The sequence below is a fragment of the Porphyromonas canoris genome (assembly GCF_000765975.1).
Taxonomy (GTDB): Bacteria; Bacteroidota; Bacteroidia; order Bacteroidales; family Porphyromonadaceae; genus Porphyromonas_A; species Porphyromonas_A canoris.
On record NZ_JQZX01000012.1, the window covers coordinates 23,687 to 38,969 of the forward strand.

Consider the following 15,283-nt stretch of genomic DNA (forward strand, 5'->3'; position numbering starts at 1 on the left):
TTATTTGATTTTATCCCTTCATCTTTGCAGCAAATCAATTAGTTACAATTATGGATGTCATAACGATAGAATCAAAAGCATTTAAGGAATTGGAAGCAAAGATTAACGCCATTGCAGATTATATCCTTAACAAACAGGAATCGGAAGATATAAACGAAGATGAAATATGGGTGGATAGTTACGAAGTCTGCACATTCTTAAAAATCAGCGACAAAACATTACAAAGGCTTCGGGTATCAGGCACAATCGCCTATTCCAATATTCGGGGTCGATATTTCTACAAAATCGGAGAAATAAAACGGATGCTGGAAGAACGACTGATTAAGAGCAATTCAGAATGTTTAAACGATTTAGTAACAAACCATAAGCTATATGTTAAGGAAAGAAGAAATCTTAGAAAGAACAAGTAACGGACTGAACGTTTTTAGATATTACATTGCTTGTCAATGGCGTGTAGGACGTAATTTCTTCAACCCATTGTATAAAGACAATAAGGCTTCGTGTAATATTTATTTCGACCGAAAAGCCGGAGTATATAAGCTGAAAGACTTTGGGAATGACGAGTATAGTGGGGATTGTTTCTACCTCGTAGGAAAACTGAAAGGTTTGAACTGTAACAATGCTAATGATTTTGTCGAGATATTGAAAACTATTAATAAGGATTTATCACTTGGATTATCAGAGAATACAGATACCTCTGTACCATATAGTCCGAAGGAATCTATACTTGTCATTCCTGAAAAGAAAGCTAAACCATATAGTTTTCAGGAACAAAAAATTTCCCGGAATGAATTGGAATATTGGAAAACGTTCGGCATCACTTCTGAAATATTGGCACAGTACAAGGTCTGTTCTATCAGAGAGTTCAAAAGCGAAAATTCAGAAGGAAAACCATACTCCATAACTTCATCATTGGGAGAACCCATATTTGGTTATAAGAGCAAACGATATATCAAACTATACCGTCCATTTTCCAAAATGCGATTCTTATATGGGGGTGATATGGGGGAAAATTACAGCTTCGGATTGGAACAGTTACCAGCCAAAGGTGACACAGTTTTTATCACTGGTGGTGAAAAAGATGTCCTTTCCCTCGCAGCGAAGGGATTTCATGCGATATGCTTTAACAGCGAAACCGTAAATATTCCGGCAACTATCATTCACAAACTGTCTTTCCGGTTCAAACATATCATCCTGCTTTATGATATGGATAAAACCGGGCTTGAGAGTTCTTCTAAACATGAAAAACAGTTAGCAGAATATGGTGTAAAACGTCTTCTATTACCGCTTTCAGGAACAAAAGAAGAGAAAGATATATCCGATTATTTCAGGCTTGGAAATAGCCGTGAATCGTTTCTGAAACTCTTCCTTGATTTTTTAGATACTCTATACAGCGATACTATGACTATGCTGAAATCGTGCGAAATAGATTTTAATAACCCTCCGGCAAAAGCACAGGAAATCATATCTGCCGGGGATGTGCCACTGGGAACACAGGGAAATATCCTTTGCATCACAGGTGGTGAAGGTACAGGGAAAAGCAACTATGTTGCTGCGTTGGTTGCCGGGTCAATCAGACCGGAAAATATTTGTATTGATACATTGGGAATCAATGTACACGAAAACAGCCAAAATAAAGCTGTCCTGTTGTATGATACAGAACAGTCCGAAGTACAACTGTTTAAGAATGTTTCCAACCTATTAAAGCGGGCAAAACAACCGGGAAAGCCGGAAGAGTTGAAAGCATTCTGTCTGACCGGGATGTCCCGGAAGGAACGTTTACAGGCTATTGTTCAAAGTATGGATAAGTTTCATTATCAATATGGCGGTATTCAGTTAGTTGTCATAGATGGTATTGCAGATTTGGTACATTCCGCCAATGATGAAGCCGAAAGTTTGCGGGTTGTCGATGAACTCTACCGATTGGCTGGAATATATCAGACCTGTATTGTTTGTGTATTGCACTATGTCCCGAACGGATTAAAGCTTCGTGGACACTTGGGGTCGGAACTGCAACGAAAATCGGCTGCCATCCTCTCCATCGAGCTGGATAATGAACCGACTGTATCAGTAGTGAAAGCCTTGAAGGTACGGGAAGGCAGTCCGTTGGATGTTCCGCTAATGCTTTTTTCTTGGGATAAGGAAACCGGGATGCACCTATATCGTGGTGAAAAGCCCCGTGAAGAAAAAGAGAAGCGGAAAGAAAAAGAACTGGTAAGCGTAGCCCGTGAAGTGTTCGACCAGCAAACATTTATCACTTATATAGACCTGTGCGAACAGATACAGCAGATTATGGATGTAAAGGAACGCACAGCGAAAAGTTATATACGCTTTATGCGGGAGAAGGAAATTATTATTAAAGACCCTTCAAATCAGAGTTATTTTATTAAAGGTCATTTTTAATCGGTTATTGTTATGAATATAGATAGGGAAACATTCATCGCTTGGATGGAACGTATAATGGACAGGTTCGATATGACCGAAAAGAAAATCGACCGATTGGCAACCCAGCGTAATTGTTTGGATGGTGAACAGCTTTTGGATAATCAGGATTTGATGTTTCTTTTGAAAGTCAGTCTTCGCACACTCCAACGTTATCGAAAAAAAGGTATCCTTCCGTATATAAAACTGGATGATGGTCGATGCTATTATAAAGCTACCGATGTACATAAGTTGATTCGGGAGAAACTGTAAAAAATAATAGCTTATATTACCGACTTTCAGTATCTTTGCAGAAGAAAATTTGAGATAAAAAGCTGAAAGTTAATCTTTCAGAATTGATATATAACATAACGTTCGCAGAACGTCTCGATACGAAAACTGGCAATTTTCAAAAGAATAGGGACTACTGTGCAATGTCTATGCTATCGTTGTATAGCGTGGGCTTGCCTGTCTTCTATTCTTAGGTATGCCAGTACCTCGTATCGGAGCAGTGTGAGTTCCACGCTTCTTTTTGATGGGCTGGCGAACAGTTTTATAACTGTTTAATACCTACTGATATGGGAATCTTAAAATCGCAAATAGCTGTATCTCTTGATGGGTTTATTGCCCGTAAAGATGGTGAAATTGACTGGATTACAAAAGAAGTAAAAGAATCTATCAACAAAGTTTATAGTTCCGCAGAAACGCTGATTTCCGGCACAAATACCTATAATTTTATTTTTGAACGCTGGGGTGGTTGGCCATACAAAAGTAAAAAGACTTTTGTTGTCACAAATACCCCTATAAATACTATTCAGGAAGAATATTTAGCTTTCATAACCGACAATCCTTTCGATGTTATTCAAGGATTGAAAAAAGGAATGGAATCCGATTTGGTAGTTATTGGGGGCGGTAAACTTATCACATCTTTAATCAATAATCAACTGCTGGATGAATTGACAATTTACACAGTTCCTATCATGTTGGGAGAAGGTGTTTCTTTTATCGGAAAAACAATCGGTTCAGAATGGGAATTATCAGATTGTCATTCACTGGATGGTGGAATATTATGTGCAACATATAATTTTAGGTATGAATTAAACTGAAAAGCACCCAGTGTCCCCACCGGGTGCTAACCACAAAAATCCTCAATTACGGATAGCATAAAATCTATTCATAATGGAATTTTCTGTGGTAAAGATACGGAATTTCGGATTATTTCCTTGATTTCCCTTTCTTTTCAGGGAAAACGAATACCACATTGAACTGGTCGTCAAAAGCCAGTGAAGCATCAAAGGGCTTTCCGGCTTTACTCCTGAAACCTTTTATCATTCCGGTTTTCTTCGCTGTTACCAGTTCCGTAATCTGTTTATCCGTTAATTGCTTATCACTTTTATTTCGGAAGATAACCAGCCCGCAATCAGTATTATCACACTTTGCTACTTTCGGATACAGCAGGATCCGACCTGTCCCGCATTTCGGGCAGGTTAAATCCTGCTGCGTTGATAAGGTGAGCTGCACCCCTAAAAGTTCGCTGGTTATCTGTGAAGCATGAACTTCTGTACTTTTATGGAAGGTGTCGGGATTCATTTCCCCGCTTTCAATCTTGGATAGTGCGTTTTCCCACATACCTGTCATTTCCACATCTGCGATTTTCTTGTCCCGGACTATATCGTAAACCGCCAGTCCCTTTTCTGTCGGCACAAGAGCTTTCTTCTCCCGGATAATATACTGGCGGGTAAAGAGAGTTTCAATAATCGCTGCCCGTGTCGCTGGCGTACCGATACCGGAATCCTTCATACTGGCTTTCAGTTCTGCATCTTCCAGTTCCTTTCCTGCATTTTCCATAGCCGACAACAAAGAACTTTCCGTATGTAACGGCTTGGGCTTAGTCTGCTTTTCCAGTAACTCAATATCGGAGAGGGGTAAATTTTCACCTTCTTTTAATGCTGGTAAAACTGTATTTTCTTCGCCTTCTTCTTGGGCGTTGAAAACAGTCCGCCATCCGGCAGACTTTATTACTGTTCCTTTCACTGCAAAAATACTCTCGCCACTGGTGAGAGAAATTGAAGTAACTTCCTTGACACACTTTTGCGAGAAAGCTTCCAGCATCCTTCCGGCAACCAGTTCATATATTGCCTGTTCATCCGCCTGTAAACTTCCGGGCTTATTTTCGGTAATAATCAGGGCGTGGTGGTCGGTAACTTTCTTATCGTCCACCGAACGCCGATTCAGACTGCTGCCTTTCATTGATTTTGCGTAGCCGGCAAACCGGTCGTAAGTTTCCAGTAGGGAAATACGTTCTGGTATTTCATCGAAAACATCCTGTGATATATAACGGCTTCCGGTTCGGGGGTATGAAATCAGCTTGCATTCATACAGTTTTTGTGCAATAGACAGCGTTTTATCTGCGGAGAAATTAAGTTTTGTATTGGCTTCCTTTTGCAAGGTGGTAAGGTCATACAAAAGCGGTGGCTCTTGGTTCACTTCCTTGCATTCTACCGATTTAACCTGCACCTGACCGCTATCCTTTATTATTTGCAACTTGTCGATGGCAGGTTGCTGGCTATCGAATTTTTCTTCTGAAAGGGCTGAAAACTCGATGCTGTCTTTCCCGGTGTGTAATTTCAGTTGCCAATACTTCTGTGGAACGAAGTTCTTGTTCTCAAGATAACGGGAACATATCATCGCCAGCGTGGGTGTCTGTACCCGTCCCAAAGAATATGTCCCTCTTCCGGCAGCTATACTTAACGCTTGGGAAGCATTAATGCCGATAAGCCAATCTGCTTCGCTTCTTGCCTTTGCCGACCGGAAAAGGTTATCGTACATTGTCCCGTCCTTGAGATTCTGCAATCCGTCCCGGATGGCTTTATCCGTCAGGCTGCTTATCCATAAGCGGACGAAAGGTTTCCGACACTCAAGATATTGGTAAATGTACCTGAATATCAGTTCACCTTCTCTTCCGGCATCAGTTGCAACGATAATCTTATCGCACTGGTCGAATATTTCTTTAATAATCTTGAGTTGCTTAACCGTCCCAGTATCGGGCTTATATCCTTTGTCGGTTTTTATCTGACGGGGAATAAGCTGGAATGACTGCGGTAGTATGGGTAAATTTTCCCGCCTGAAGTTTTCGATTCCGTAGGCATCAGGCATGGCAAGTCCTACCAAATGACCGAACGCCCAGGTAACGATGTATCCGTTACCTGAAATGTTCCCGTCATTCTTTTTTGTTGCACCCAGTACGGTGGCTATATCCCTTGCCACACTGGGCTTTTCTGCTATTACTGCTATCATTATATAATTGGATTTTTGTGGTTAATAATTATTTCATTTTGCGACCTTGCGACTTTTTAGGTTTGTCGGGCTTCTGTTCTTCTTTCTTTTCTTCCCACTTTTTCTTCTGTTCCCCGGTAGGTGTAGCTTGTCCGGGCTTCAAAGGTTCTTTCGTATGCTTGGTCGCTTCGTTCGTTTTGCCTTCGGAATTGACCGCTACTTGTGTTTTATGTTCGTTGGCAGGGGTTATTTCTTTGGCTTTCTCTTTCGCTTTATCAGGATTGAATTTGTAAAAATCCAGCTTTCCTTTTTCATGGTTTACCTTTACATAGGCGTTATATTCCTGACCTTCTTTATCTTTCAACCCTTTTACATAGATGGTTTTATCCGCCCGCAAATCAGCCTGCTGTTTGTCGGATAATTCCACTCCTGCAAGGGATTTGGGAATACGCACCCCTTCGGGCTGGTCGTTCCTCTGCTGTTGTCCCTGTTGCTGGGTATGCTTTTGCTCTTTTTCGGGAAAGATAAATTCAAGGCTGCGTTTTTCCGCATTGACCTGAACGAAGGCAGAAAACGGTTTATTCTTGGCGGAAATCATATTTTCAAGGAATACCGCTTTACCTTCCATCAGGGCAGCTTTCTGTTTTTCATCCAGCTTAACACCTTTTATTTCATCGGGTAGTTTGAGGGACGAAGCCTTCATGGATACCAGTTCATTGGTCTGTTTGTCGATACTGATAAAAGAAGGTACAAGTTCACTTGTGCGATAGTTCTTTACATCAACAATTCTACCTATGTTTCCGGTTTCCCGGAGATTCTTTTTGTCTTCATCGGTAAACTGGTGTCCAAAGAACGGACGGTCAAGTTCCGGTTCTTTACGGATACCATGAATTGCCAAAACCACATTTCCTTCACTGTCCGGACGAAACGAAAGACGGGCATCCGTTTTCATTACCATTGACCCGAAGTTGGCTTCAATTGGAAAAGTGGAAGGCGACTTATATCCTCGCAGCATAGGTTCTAATGCCTTTGACTTCTCAAGCTGTTCTTTGGTGATTCCCAGATTTTTCAGGTCGTCCCAGTTAATTTTGTTAGGGTCGATGAAATACTTATTCGTATCGGCTGGCTTCTGTTCCTGTGTAGTGGATTCCTTTGGAACTTCCGGTTTCGGTTCTTTCGGCTCGATACGGATTTTATCAAGTATTTCATCCGCAGCAGGTGTCGGATTCTTGATATTCTCCTGAATGATTTTTACTGTCCGTTCGGTATCTTCGGGTGCTATTTTGAAGAAACTGAAACGGGTCGGGTCTTTTAGCTGGTTGAAAAAGTTCTTCAAGAAATTTTCAAGTGCGTTCCCCTGCTTATCCACTTTCAGGAAATCGTTGTTATGTTCCTGCTTTGGCGGAACAGTTTGCAGTTCCCCGTTTTCATCAATACCCTTTACGGCATTAATCGTTTTCTTTTCCTTGTCAAAGACAAGAAGAATTTCCATCATCTGTTCATCAGAGCCGGACTTGTTGTTTGAATTTACATCCATAACTTTAATTTTTAATGGTTAATAAAAAACTTATCGAATTAAAAGTACGGATGAAATAGTGTATATATTAAGTTGTGGCGTTAGGTGGCTGTATATGACCTTATTTGTCTTATTCCCAAACACAAAGACGGTTATATCCTTTGTTTTTGTTAAATTTGCACTATTATTCAAAATGTAATTATGGCAACAAGAAGAAAGTGTTTCACGCAGCCAACGTTAGAAGTTATTTCTAAAATATTAGGTGATACGAATGAAGGACTAACGGGTAGTGAAATCCAATACTTATTAATGCAAAGTCAAATAGCAGATATAGAACCAGCACTAACAAAATGGAGAAGATTGTATAGTGCATTTGCGAACTATCAGAATATAAATCAATGTTCAAATTCTATTCTGAATTTTATTGCATTAGCATTAGCACCAGCGAAGTATGTTGATTGCCCCGAAATATTTACAGAAAAACGAAATCTGATAAATCAACAATTAAGTTTTATAGGATACCAATTTAATGATAATGGTAAGTTTAGTGAAATTACACAGGCAACTACAATTTCCGAAGCCCAAAGAAAGGCTAATGATTTGAAAACGAAGTTGGAACAGAGAAAAGCACATGCCGATATTTTCAAATACTGCAAAGCAGAACTATTAGCAAGCAATTACTTTCATTCTGTTTTTGAAGCTAACAAAGGATTATTCCAAAGAATCAGAGATTTATCCTTGCATAATGACGATGGCAATAGATTAATTGAATATGTTTTCAGTAGTACCCCAGTATTGATAATAAATAACTATCAGTCAAAATCGGAACAGGACGAACATAAAGGATTCTGTAATATTCTAAAAGGATTATGTGGTATGTTCCGTAATCCAGAAGCCCACGAGCCAAAAATCAGTTGGGAGATTACAGAACAAGATGCGCTTGAAATATTATCAATGATTTCATATTGTCATAGAAGATTAGATAATGCACAAAAAATAAGATAACTAATTATGGGAGAAACTTATAGAACAGGAAAAGATGGAAAAAAGGTTACATTTCCATCGACTGGGTACACGTATAGAGAGGGAAAAGATGGTCGGGTAATAGCGTTTCCATCTACTGGTTACACATACAGAGAGGGTAAAGATGGCAGAGTAGTGGCTTTCCCATCTACTGGAAGTAGTGGCTTTCCCATCTACTGGATATACATACAGAGAGGGAAAAGATGGTAGAGTAATAGCGTTTCCATCAACTGGTTATACATACAGAGAGGGTAAAGATGGCAGAATAGTAGCTTTCCCATCTACTGGATATACATATAGAGAAGGTAAAGATGGTGAGAAGGTAAAGATGGTAGAGTAGTAGCCTTTCCTTCGACTGGATATTCGTACAAAGAAAATAGTAAAGGAAGAATCGTTCCAACAAAAAATAAATAGCCCCAAAATTGAGGCTATTTATTTTTTATTTTATTCTTCGGATTTCACCAAATGCTGCAACTCCGGGTCGCTTTTGATGCGCTCCATTTCATCAATAACAATCTGCTTTACATCCTGCTTTATCCGCTCGTAATTAAGCTGGATTTGCTCTTTCATCAGGTCGTTGCCATCTGCATCCCGGAAGTCGATAATCTCCGGTATCTTTTCATAGCGGGCTGTTTCACGCTTTACCTTCTCGTTATCCACTACGATTTCAGCATGGAAAATCTTTTGGTCTATCCGTTCATCGAAATTATCACTGACCGCACCCACAAACATTCCCTGCGTAAGATTCGATATTTTACTGGCAGGTATCAAACTATCCATCTGCATACTGATTGAGGTTGATTTATCCTGACGGTTGATTGTCATAGACTGACGTTTCTGCAAAACTTTCCCGAAACGGTCTGACAATGTTTTTGCTGTTTCTCCTACAACCTGACCGCTAAAAATATTTCCAACTGTATTTTGGATTACTTTACTTTCCTTATCGCCATAATCCCTTGTTAGCTGGCTGTAATCCTGAAAGCCCAAACAGACTGCTACTTTATTGGAACGGGCAGTAGCTATCAGGTTATCCAATCCCCGGAAATAAATGGTCGGTAACTCGTCAATAATAACCGAACTTTTAAGCTGTCCTTTCTTGTTAATTAGCTTCACTATACGACTGTTGTACAGTCCCAAAGCGGCGGAATAAATATTCTGCCTATCGGGATTGTTTCCGACACAAAGTATTTTCGGTTCGTCCGGGTTATTTATATCCAGTGTAAAATCATCACCTGTCATTACCCAGTACAATGCCGGACTTATCATTCTTGATAGTGGGATTTTTGCCGATGCGATTTGCCCCTGTAACTGGTCTTGGGCTTGGGATTCCCACGCATCCATAAAGGGAGAAAGATAGTTTTCCAACTCCGGGTAGGAAGTCAGAATAACAAATGTGTCTGCATACTTCCGGTTCAGGAACTCGATGGCGTGTGGGAATGTGCAATACTTTCCACCCTTATATATCTTGAGAAACCAAATAATCGCTGCCAGCAGGATAATCGGAGATTCCACAAAGAAGTCGCCTTGCTTCTGAATCCAGCTTCTGTTCAGGTTCAGCATAATGGTGTATGCCGATTCATAAGCATCCGATATATCTGTCATAAAAGCCGGATTGATAGGGTTACATCGGTGGCTTCGGCGTGGGTCGTCAAAATTTATCACATAGAATGTGGGCTTTACCTTATAAGCATCCGAATGGTTCATCAAATGATTGTAAGCGATTTCCGATAAGTCCGGGAACTTATAATCATAACAGTAAAGTGCAAAACCCTTCTCTATCTGCTGTTTAATGTAATTATTCACCACTGCATAGGATTTACCACTACCGGGAGTACCCAGCACAATAGTAGCCCGGAACGGGTTCACCACGTTTATCCATCCTTTGTGCTGTTTTTTCTTATACCAAAAACGTGATGGAAGATTTACTGAATATTCATTCTCCATCAGGCGGGTTTCCTGCATGAAGCTTTCGTTCTCCAAATTGAAAACATCGTCCATCATATTATTTTTGAGTAGCCGGGACATCCAGACCCCAGCAACCAGTAAACATAAATATCCGCCAGCCATTGACAGGATATAAAAGGTAGCGTTCGCCGAAAGTGGTAATGGCAAATACAGCATCCACCAGTTCAGGAAAAACAGGATAAAACCAATAGCAAGGAAAACGTAAATCTTTGTCCATGTTACCTTTTCTTCCTTCACTCCTTTTGTTCCCAAACAACTCAAAGCAAGGAATATCACTGCAAATACTTTCGTTATCAGGATATGGCTAAATAGCCCTGCGGTTCGCTGAAAGTTTAATAGTATCTTATCGAGTACGCCGATATTGATACCCCAGTTTACTATCGACTGGTAACAAAACCAGTAGATATTGATTACCACAAATAAAATACTGATTGCCCGCATAAAGTCCATGACTTTGGCAAGTCCTCTTAAATCATCTTCATTTTGCATAATTGATTATTTTTATAGATTGTTATTACATCTGCCGTCCGTAACGGCGTTTTTTCTTTTTCTTGGGAGTTGGCGGAGTTTTATCATTCCCTGCCGATGAATCGCTGCCACCGGGCAGGATACTGAAAAGGCTTCCGATTGTAGATTCCCCGTTTTCAGATTGCCGTTCTAACGGCACGAACGGTTCTGCCAAAGGTGTGAACGGTTCTTTCGGAACAGCCTGTTTTGTGTGTCCCTCGTTTACATGGGATTCTCTAAACAGGTCATTAAATACATTGGCTGAAAATTCCTTCCCTAAACGAGAGCCGTTCAGGACGGCTTTGTTTTCGTGGTCGATAAAGGTTGCACCATATATGCGCCCTTCCGGGTTCTGCCGGAATACGACTTCAATTCCTTTATCTTTCAGGTTCTTTTCAAATTGTTCCTTTGAGCCGGAAGCTTTCAACGCTTCGCTTACCCGACCTTTGATATTGGCTTTCAGTTTGCCGTCTTTCCATTTGGTTGCTGCTTGTCCTATCCTGCGTTCCAATGCTTCATAACCGACCGACTTACCCAGCCGGGAAGACTTGATGGGATTACCCAGCTTTTCGCCTTTATCATCGGTTGCGGAATAGACAATACCATTATACGCCTTGCCCCGAACTTCACCTTTAACTTCTTCCGCACGTACATTATAAATTGATAACAGAGTATTCAGTTCCCCGATACTTTGGAACTGGTAAGTGTTTACTACGCCTTTAACCGTATTGGAAAGCTGGTGCTTTACATCACCCGCAGCATAATCGACCTTTCGGAACTGGTGGTGTTCCTGCTGTTGTTTCTTTTCGGCAGGATGCAGACCATATTTTGCTTCCAGTTCCCGTGTAATATCCTTGCTCCGGCGATGTTCAAACTTATCATTCAGTTTTTTGCCGTTCTCGTCCACCCGCAGGGATACGATATGCAGGTGGTGACGGTCGATGTCTTCATGCTTGTAAACCATGTAGGGCTGATTCCCATAGCCCAGCTTCTCCATATATTCCTGTGCAATCTCCGATAACTGTTCATCCGAAAGTTTATCATCCGGGTGCGGATTCAGGGATATATGAATTATGGGCTTTTCGGTTTTGATGTCTTGGGGCAGGTGCATTTCAAAACTTTCCAAGCAACGCTGGATATTGAAATTACCATCTTCACTTTCAAACATCCGGTTGCTGAAAAGTACCTTGCCTTGTTCTTCATCAACCTTATTCTGATTGTATGCCAGCGCACCGAAAAGCGAACTTCCCACATTTATTTTTGCAACCATCGCTGTTCAAATTCCTGTGTGAGTTCGATAATTTTCCGGCTTAATACCACCAGTTCTTCGGTCGCCTTTTCCAATTTATAGAGAAAAGAAAGGGCTTTCTTTTCGGTAAAATTGGTATTCAGAGCCTTCACAACCTGATTATAGTTCACGCCTATTGCCCGGAATTGAGCGTAAAAAGTTGTCAGGCGTGTGTAATAATCGACTGCTGCCTTATCAATTTTTATCACTTTGAATGAACCGCCAAAAATTCTTTCTATGATAAAATGCGCTTTCGTCCGCATACCGGACTGTTCAAAAAGAGCCAAAAAACGGGCATGGTCAGTTGCATTGAAGCTGACCGAATACCGGAAAACTGCCGGGTCTGCCTTTGGCTTTCGTCCTTTGCCACCGGATTGTGGCACATTCGTTTTTTCTTTTCCCATACCATTATTTTTTTAAGGGTTTACGACTTCGGAGTACAACCCATCCCGGCTTGTCCGGGCAAGGGGTTCTAAGCTGCTGAAAGAATTTCAAGCTGCGCAGAACACACCTTGCTATTTGCACGGCGCAAATAAAATCCGTCATGGGACGGATTAGCAGTTAGCCATAAGGTGAATGAACTCCGGGAAGCTACCGAACGGATACCTTTTTATCGGTTCAAATAGGATTCCGATGCAAAGTAACAGGGATTAATTATGCTGTGCCATAGCACATTATAGGACAAGCAAAGCCATCTAAAGCCATACGAAGCCACTTTCAAAAACGGACGGTTTTTCTCCATTTATTTGCGGTCAGAATCAGTATTGAAATAGATAAGTAAAGCGGTAAATACCGATAGAAATATTGGAATGAACCGGGCAATATGGAAAGACTGGTTTACTGATTTCAAGAAAGCAAGAAATACTGAAATCAATATTTCAAGCAATCAATAAAACAATATGTCTGCAAGTCGATAAAGACAGATTGAATTACAGATAACAATATGGAAATCAATACTGCACAGAATGAAGCAGTCAATCAATAATGAAGTAAAACAATAAAGAATTAAAGAAATGAAGAAAGAAACATTATTCGTAGCCTTCTCCACCCAAAAGGGCGGGGTCGGTAAAACCACTTTCACGGTATTGGTGGCAAGCTATCTCTACTACCTGAAAGGCTACAATGTAGCGGTTGTCGATTGCGACTACCCGCAGCACAGTATCAGTGCCATGCGTAAACGGGACGGTGAACAGGTAAACAACGATACCAATTACAAGGTGCTTGCCTTTAACCAGTTCAAAGCATTGGGAAAGAAAGCCTATCCGGTCTTGTGCAGCACTCCCGAAGCTGCCATCAGTACAGCCGAAGAGTTCCTGAAAACAGAGCCGATGGAAATAGATGTGGTCTTTTTCGACCTGCCGGGAACTGTGAACAGCGAAGGTATCATCAGTTCGCTGGCTTCTATGGACTACATCTTTACACCGATTACCGCCGACCGGGTGGTACTGGAAAGTAGCCTTTCATTCGCCATGACAGTAAACAACCTGCTGGTACAGAATGAAGTTTACCGGATACAAGGCTTGCACCTGTTTTGGAATCAGGTCGATGGCAGGGAGAAAACCGACTTGTATAGAATTTACGAAAATACTATCGGCGAACTGAAATTACCCCTCATGAAAACCTTTATCCCGGATACCAAACGCTACAAAAAGGAACTGTCCGGTGATAAGACTTCTGTCTTCCGTTCCACACTGTTCCCTGCGGATAAGCGAATGATAAAAGGCAGCAACCTTGAAGAATTGGTGGCTGAAATAGGATACATTATAAAACTATACTAATATGGCAAAACAGGAAAAAGTACAGGTGGATGAAGATTTTATGAAAGAAATCATTTCACAGGGTTTACCCATGAAACAGGAAATTTCACCTAAAGCAGTAAGTAAAGAACCGGATACGCCGGAAGTTATACAGGAAACTGTGGAAGAACCTGTCCGGCAACCGGAAGCAAAAACCATCCGGGAAACTACCCGCCGGAAGAAAAGTACCCCTGCCGATTACCGGGAAACCTATTTCCAGAAAATGGAACTTCCCGACCGCCAGCCGATATATGTAAGTCGTTCCACCCATGAAAAATTAATGAAAATAGTAATGGTTATCGGTGAACGAAAAGCGACTGTAAGCAGCTATGTGGAAACAATTATCCTGAATCACTTCGACCAGTATCAGGACGAAATCAACGAACTGTATAAGAAAACTTTTGAAAGCCCGATATGATACTAAAATTAATGATAGCTGGGGTTGTCCTTTACTACCTCGTCCTGTTTTGTCGGTTCAGGAAGGAAGCAAACAATTCCCCTTCCAAAAGTCCCGGCAACCGTAAAAACGAAAGGGCTGTCGTAGGAAAAACTACCTTCCGGTTAAGACAAGTAACGCCATCCGAAGACACTGAAAGCCAGTTTTCTAAAGGGGTTGATAATGCTTCTATATTTGCCCCGGCTGACACGGAAGATACCCCGCAGCCGATGGATGTTGAATTTGAAATGAAGTATGAAGATGAAGTACCGGAAGATGAACTGGAAGCGGAAGAAATCGCACTTATCACTGGCGGTGAAGGTCAGTCGGCACGGGGTATCTCCTTTGAAGAAATGGCACAAGCAGTACAGGTCGTTAGGGAGCAGGAAGCCCCGGAAGAAGAGGAACGGAAAGCCCTGCAAACCTTGTCGGTTATGCAACAAACCAGCCTGTACGACACAATGATGGAACAGATAAACGGGGGCATGGTACGGGTGGCGGAAATGCTGGGTAAATATGATGCTGTATTTATCGCCCCGCCAAACGAAACCAGCCCCGAAGATTTACAGGCGTTCGATATGAACGACTATATGTAGAACCTTTAAAACGAATCAGGTATGAAAGAAAAAGATTACGGTTAGCTGGGCTTAACCATTCAAAAGAGGTCAGAAGACCAACCACAAAAATTCTCAATTATTAATCCCGCCGGAATAGCGGACTATCCACCCGCTTTCCGGCATCATAAAATCAAGTTTATAATGAAAAAGAAAATATTTCTTTCCGCAGCCATCGTCTTGGCTGCAACTTCCGCATTTGCACAGGGCAACGGCGTAGGTGGTATTACAGAAGCTACAAACATGGTTACCAGCTATTTTGACCCGGCGACAAAGTTGGTGTATGCCATTGGGGCTGTCGTTGGTTTGATTGGGGGTGTAAAGGTGTATAACAAGTTCAGTTCGGGTGACCCGGATACAAGCAAAACCGCAGCTTCATGGTTCGGGGCTTGTATCTTCCTGATTGTGGCTGCTACCATCCTTCGTTCATTCTTCCTGTAA

The 15,283-nt window shown here is 41.4% G+C and carries 15 protein-coding genes; 10 read left to right on the forward strand and 5 right to left on the reverse strand.

What is annotated here, in order from left to right; all coding sequences use genetic code 11:
- The first annotated feature begins 50 nt into the window (after nt 1–50).
- From HQ29_RS06505 to HQ29_RS06520, 4 genes are all read left to right on the forward strand, one after another.
- A complete protein-coding gene (locus HQ29_RS06505; protein ID WP_025003740.1) occupies nt 51–410 on the forward strand; it encodes a helix-turn-helix domain-containing protein in 360 nt (119 codons plus the stop codon).
- Entirely contained in the window at nt 373–2,403 is a 2,031-nt protein-coding gene (locus tag HQ29_RS06510; RefSeq protein ID WP_036868528.1) for a bifunctional DNA primase/helicase, read from the forward strand. The genes HQ29_RS06505 and HQ29_RS06510 overlap by 38 nt, the downstream gene beginning before the upstream one ends.
- Nucleotides 2,404–2,415: 12 nt before the next feature.
- On the forward strand, nt 2,416–2,694 hold the full coding sequence (locus tag HQ29_RS06515) for a helix-turn-helix domain-containing protein (protein ID WP_025003738.1): 279 nt from the start codon (nt 2,416–2,418) through the stop codon (nt 2,692–2,694).
- Between the two features lie 305 nt (nt 2,695–2,999).
- Complete coding sequence (locus HQ29_RS06520) at nt 3,000–3,527, forward strand: dihydrofolate reductase family protein (RefSeq protein WP_036868532.1); 528 nt, start codon at nt 3,000–3,002, stop codon at nt 3,525–3,527.
- 109 nt (nt 3,528–3,636) lie between these two features.
- Here HQ29_RS06520 and HQ29_RS06525 read toward each other — a convergent pair whose 3' ends face one another.
- Entirely contained in the window at nt 3,637–5,718 is a 2,082-nt protein-coding gene (locus HQ29_RS06525; protein WP_036868535.1) for a type IA DNA topoisomerase, read from the reverse strand.
- Between the two features lie 28 nt (nt 5,719–5,746).
- Nucleotides 5,747–7,234 carry a DUF3945 domain-containing protein gene (locus HQ29_RS06530; RefSeq protein ID WP_036868539.1) on the reverse strand — a complete coding sequence of 496 codons (1,488 nt, stop codon included), beginning with the start codon at nt 7,232–7,234 and terminating at the stop codon, nt 5,747–5,749.
- Between the two features lie 180 nt (nt 7,235–7,414).
- Here HQ29_RS06530 and HQ29_RS06535 point away from each other — a divergent pair, with 180 nt between their 5' ends.
- Both HQ29_RS06535 and HQ29_RS09930 read left to right on the forward strand, forming a co-directional pair.
- Nucleotides 7,415–8,218 (forward strand): TIGR02391 family protein, encoded by an 804-nt coding sequence (locus HQ29_RS06535; protein WP_036868543.1) that lies wholly within the window; start codon nt 7,415–7,417, stop codon nt 8,216–8,218.
- 6 nt (nt 8,219–8,224) lie between these two features.
- Nucleotides 8,225–8,446 carry a hypothetical protein gene (locus HQ29_RS09930; RefSeq protein ID WP_052089930.1) on the forward strand — a complete coding sequence of 74 codons (222 nt, stop codon included), beginning with the start codon at nt 8,225–8,227 and terminating at the stop codon, nt 8,444–8,446.
- Nucleotides 8,447–8,680: 234 nt separating this feature from the next.
- Here the strand turns inward: HQ29_RS09930 and mobC are convergent, their stop codons facing one another.
- Genes mobC through mobA form a run of 3 tightly spaced genes read right to left on the reverse strand, consistent with a single transcriptional unit; the run spans nt 8,681 to nt 12,400 of the window.
- The gene (mobC, locus tag HQ29_RS06545; protein WP_036868547.1) at nt 8,681–10,690 is read right to left on the reverse strand and encodes a conjugal transfer protein MobC; all 2,010 of its coding nucleotides are present in this window, start codon (nt 10,688–10,690) and stop codon (nt 8,681–8,683) included.
- 25 nt (nt 10,691–10,715) lie between these two features.
- Nucleotides 10,716–11,978 (reverse strand): conjugal transfer protein MobB, encoded by a 1,263-nt coding sequence (gene mobB, locus HQ29_RS06550; protein WP_036868550.1) that lies wholly within the window; start codon nt 11,976–11,978, stop codon nt 10,716–10,718.
- Nucleotides 11,963–12,400, reverse strand: a complete 438-nt coding sequence (gene mobA / locus HQ29_RS06555) for a conjugal transfer protein MobA (RefSeq protein ID WP_036868555.1) — start codon at nt 12,398–12,400, stop codon at nt 11,963–11,965. Before mobA ends, mobB begins: the two co-directional genes overlap by 16 nt.
- Before the next feature lie 609 nt (nt 12,401–13,009).
- On the opposite strand from mobA, the gene HQ29_RS06560 reads away from it, so the two are divergent.
- From HQ29_RS06560 to HQ29_RS06575, 4 genes are all read left to right on the forward strand, one after another.
- A complete protein-coding gene (locus HQ29_RS06560) occupies nt 13,010–13,774 on the forward strand; it encodes a ParA family protein (protein ID WP_036868557.1) in 765 nt (254 codons plus the stop codon).
- Between the two features lies 1 nt (nt 13,775).
- Nucleotides 13,776–14,210, forward strand: a complete 435-nt coding sequence (locus HQ29_RS06565) for a DUF3408 domain-containing protein (protein WP_036868561.1) — start codon at nt 13,776–13,778, stop codon at nt 14,208–14,210.
- Entirely contained in the window at nt 14,207–14,824 is a 618-nt protein-coding gene (locus HQ29_RS06570; protein WP_230623906.1) for a hypothetical protein, read from the forward strand. The genes HQ29_RS06565 and HQ29_RS06570 overlap by 4 nt, the downstream gene beginning before the upstream one ends.
- Before the next feature lie 162 nt (nt 14,825–14,986).
- A complete protein-coding gene (locus HQ29_RS06575) occupies nt 14,987–15,283 on the forward strand; it encodes a DUF4134 domain-containing protein (RefSeq protein WP_025003727.1) in 297 nt (98 codons plus the stop codon).

Excerpts from the sequence above, each read along its gene's own strand:
- HQ29_RS06560 (WP_036868557.1), top strand. The coding sequence starts at position 13,010 with ATGAAGAAAGAAACATTATTCGTAGCCTTCTCCACCCAAAAGGGCGGG.
- HQ29_RS06525 (WP_036868535.1), bottom strand. The coding sequence starts at position 5,718 with ATGATAGCAGTAATAGCAGAAAAGCCCAGTGTGGCAAGGGATATAGCC.
- HQ29_RS06510 (WP_036868528.1), top strand. The coding sequence starts at position 373 with ATGTTAAGGAAAGAAGAAATCTTAGAAAGAACAAGTAACGGACTGAAC.
- HQ29_RS06535 (WP_036868543.1), top strand. The coding sequence starts at position 7,415 with ATGGCAACAAGAAGAAAGTGTTTCACGCAGCCAACGTTAGAAGTTATT.
- HQ29_RS06505 (WP_025003740.1), top strand. The coding sequence starts at position 51 with ATGGATGTCATAACGATAGAATCAAAAGCATTTAAGGAATTGGAAGCA.
- HQ29_RS09930 (WP_052089930.1), top strand. The coding sequence starts at position 8,225 with ATGGGAGAAACTTATAGAACAGGAAAAGATGGAAAAAAGGTTACATTT.
- HQ29_RS06570 (WP_230623906.1), top strand. The coding sequence starts at position 14,207 with ATGATACTAAAATTAATGATAGCTGGGGTTGTCCTTTACTACCTCGTC.
- mobB (WP_036868550.1), bottom strand. The coding sequence starts at position 11,978 with ATGGTTGCAAAAATAAATGTGGGAAGTTCGCTTTTCGGTGCGCTGGCA.
- HQ29_RS06515 (WP_025003738.1), top strand. The coding sequence starts at position 2,416 with ATGAATATAGATAGGGAAACATTCATCGCTTGGATGGAACGTATAATG.
- HQ29_RS06575 (WP_025003727.1), top strand. The coding sequence starts at position 14,987 with ATGAAAAAGAAAATATTTCTTTCCGCAGCCATCGTCTTGGCTGCAACT.
- mobA (WP_036868555.1), bottom strand. The coding sequence starts at position 12,400 with ATGGGAAAAGAAAAAACGAATGTGCCACAATCCGGTGGCAAAGGACGA.
- HQ29_RS06520 (WP_036868532.1), top strand. The coding sequence starts at position 3,000 with ATGGGAATCTTAAAATCGCAAATAGCTGTATCTCTTGATGGGTTTATT.
- mobC (WP_036868547.1), bottom strand. The coding sequence starts at position 10,690 with ATGCAAAATGAAGATGATTTAAGAGGACTTGCCAAAGTCATGGACTTT.
- HQ29_RS06530 (WP_036868539.1), bottom strand. The coding sequence starts at position 7,234 with ATGGATGTAAATTCAAACAACAAGTCCGGCTCTGATGAACAGATGATG.
- HQ29_RS06565 (WP_036868561.1), top strand. The coding sequence starts at position 13,776 with ATGGCAAAACAGGAAAAAGTACAGGTGGATGAAGATTTTATGAAAGAA.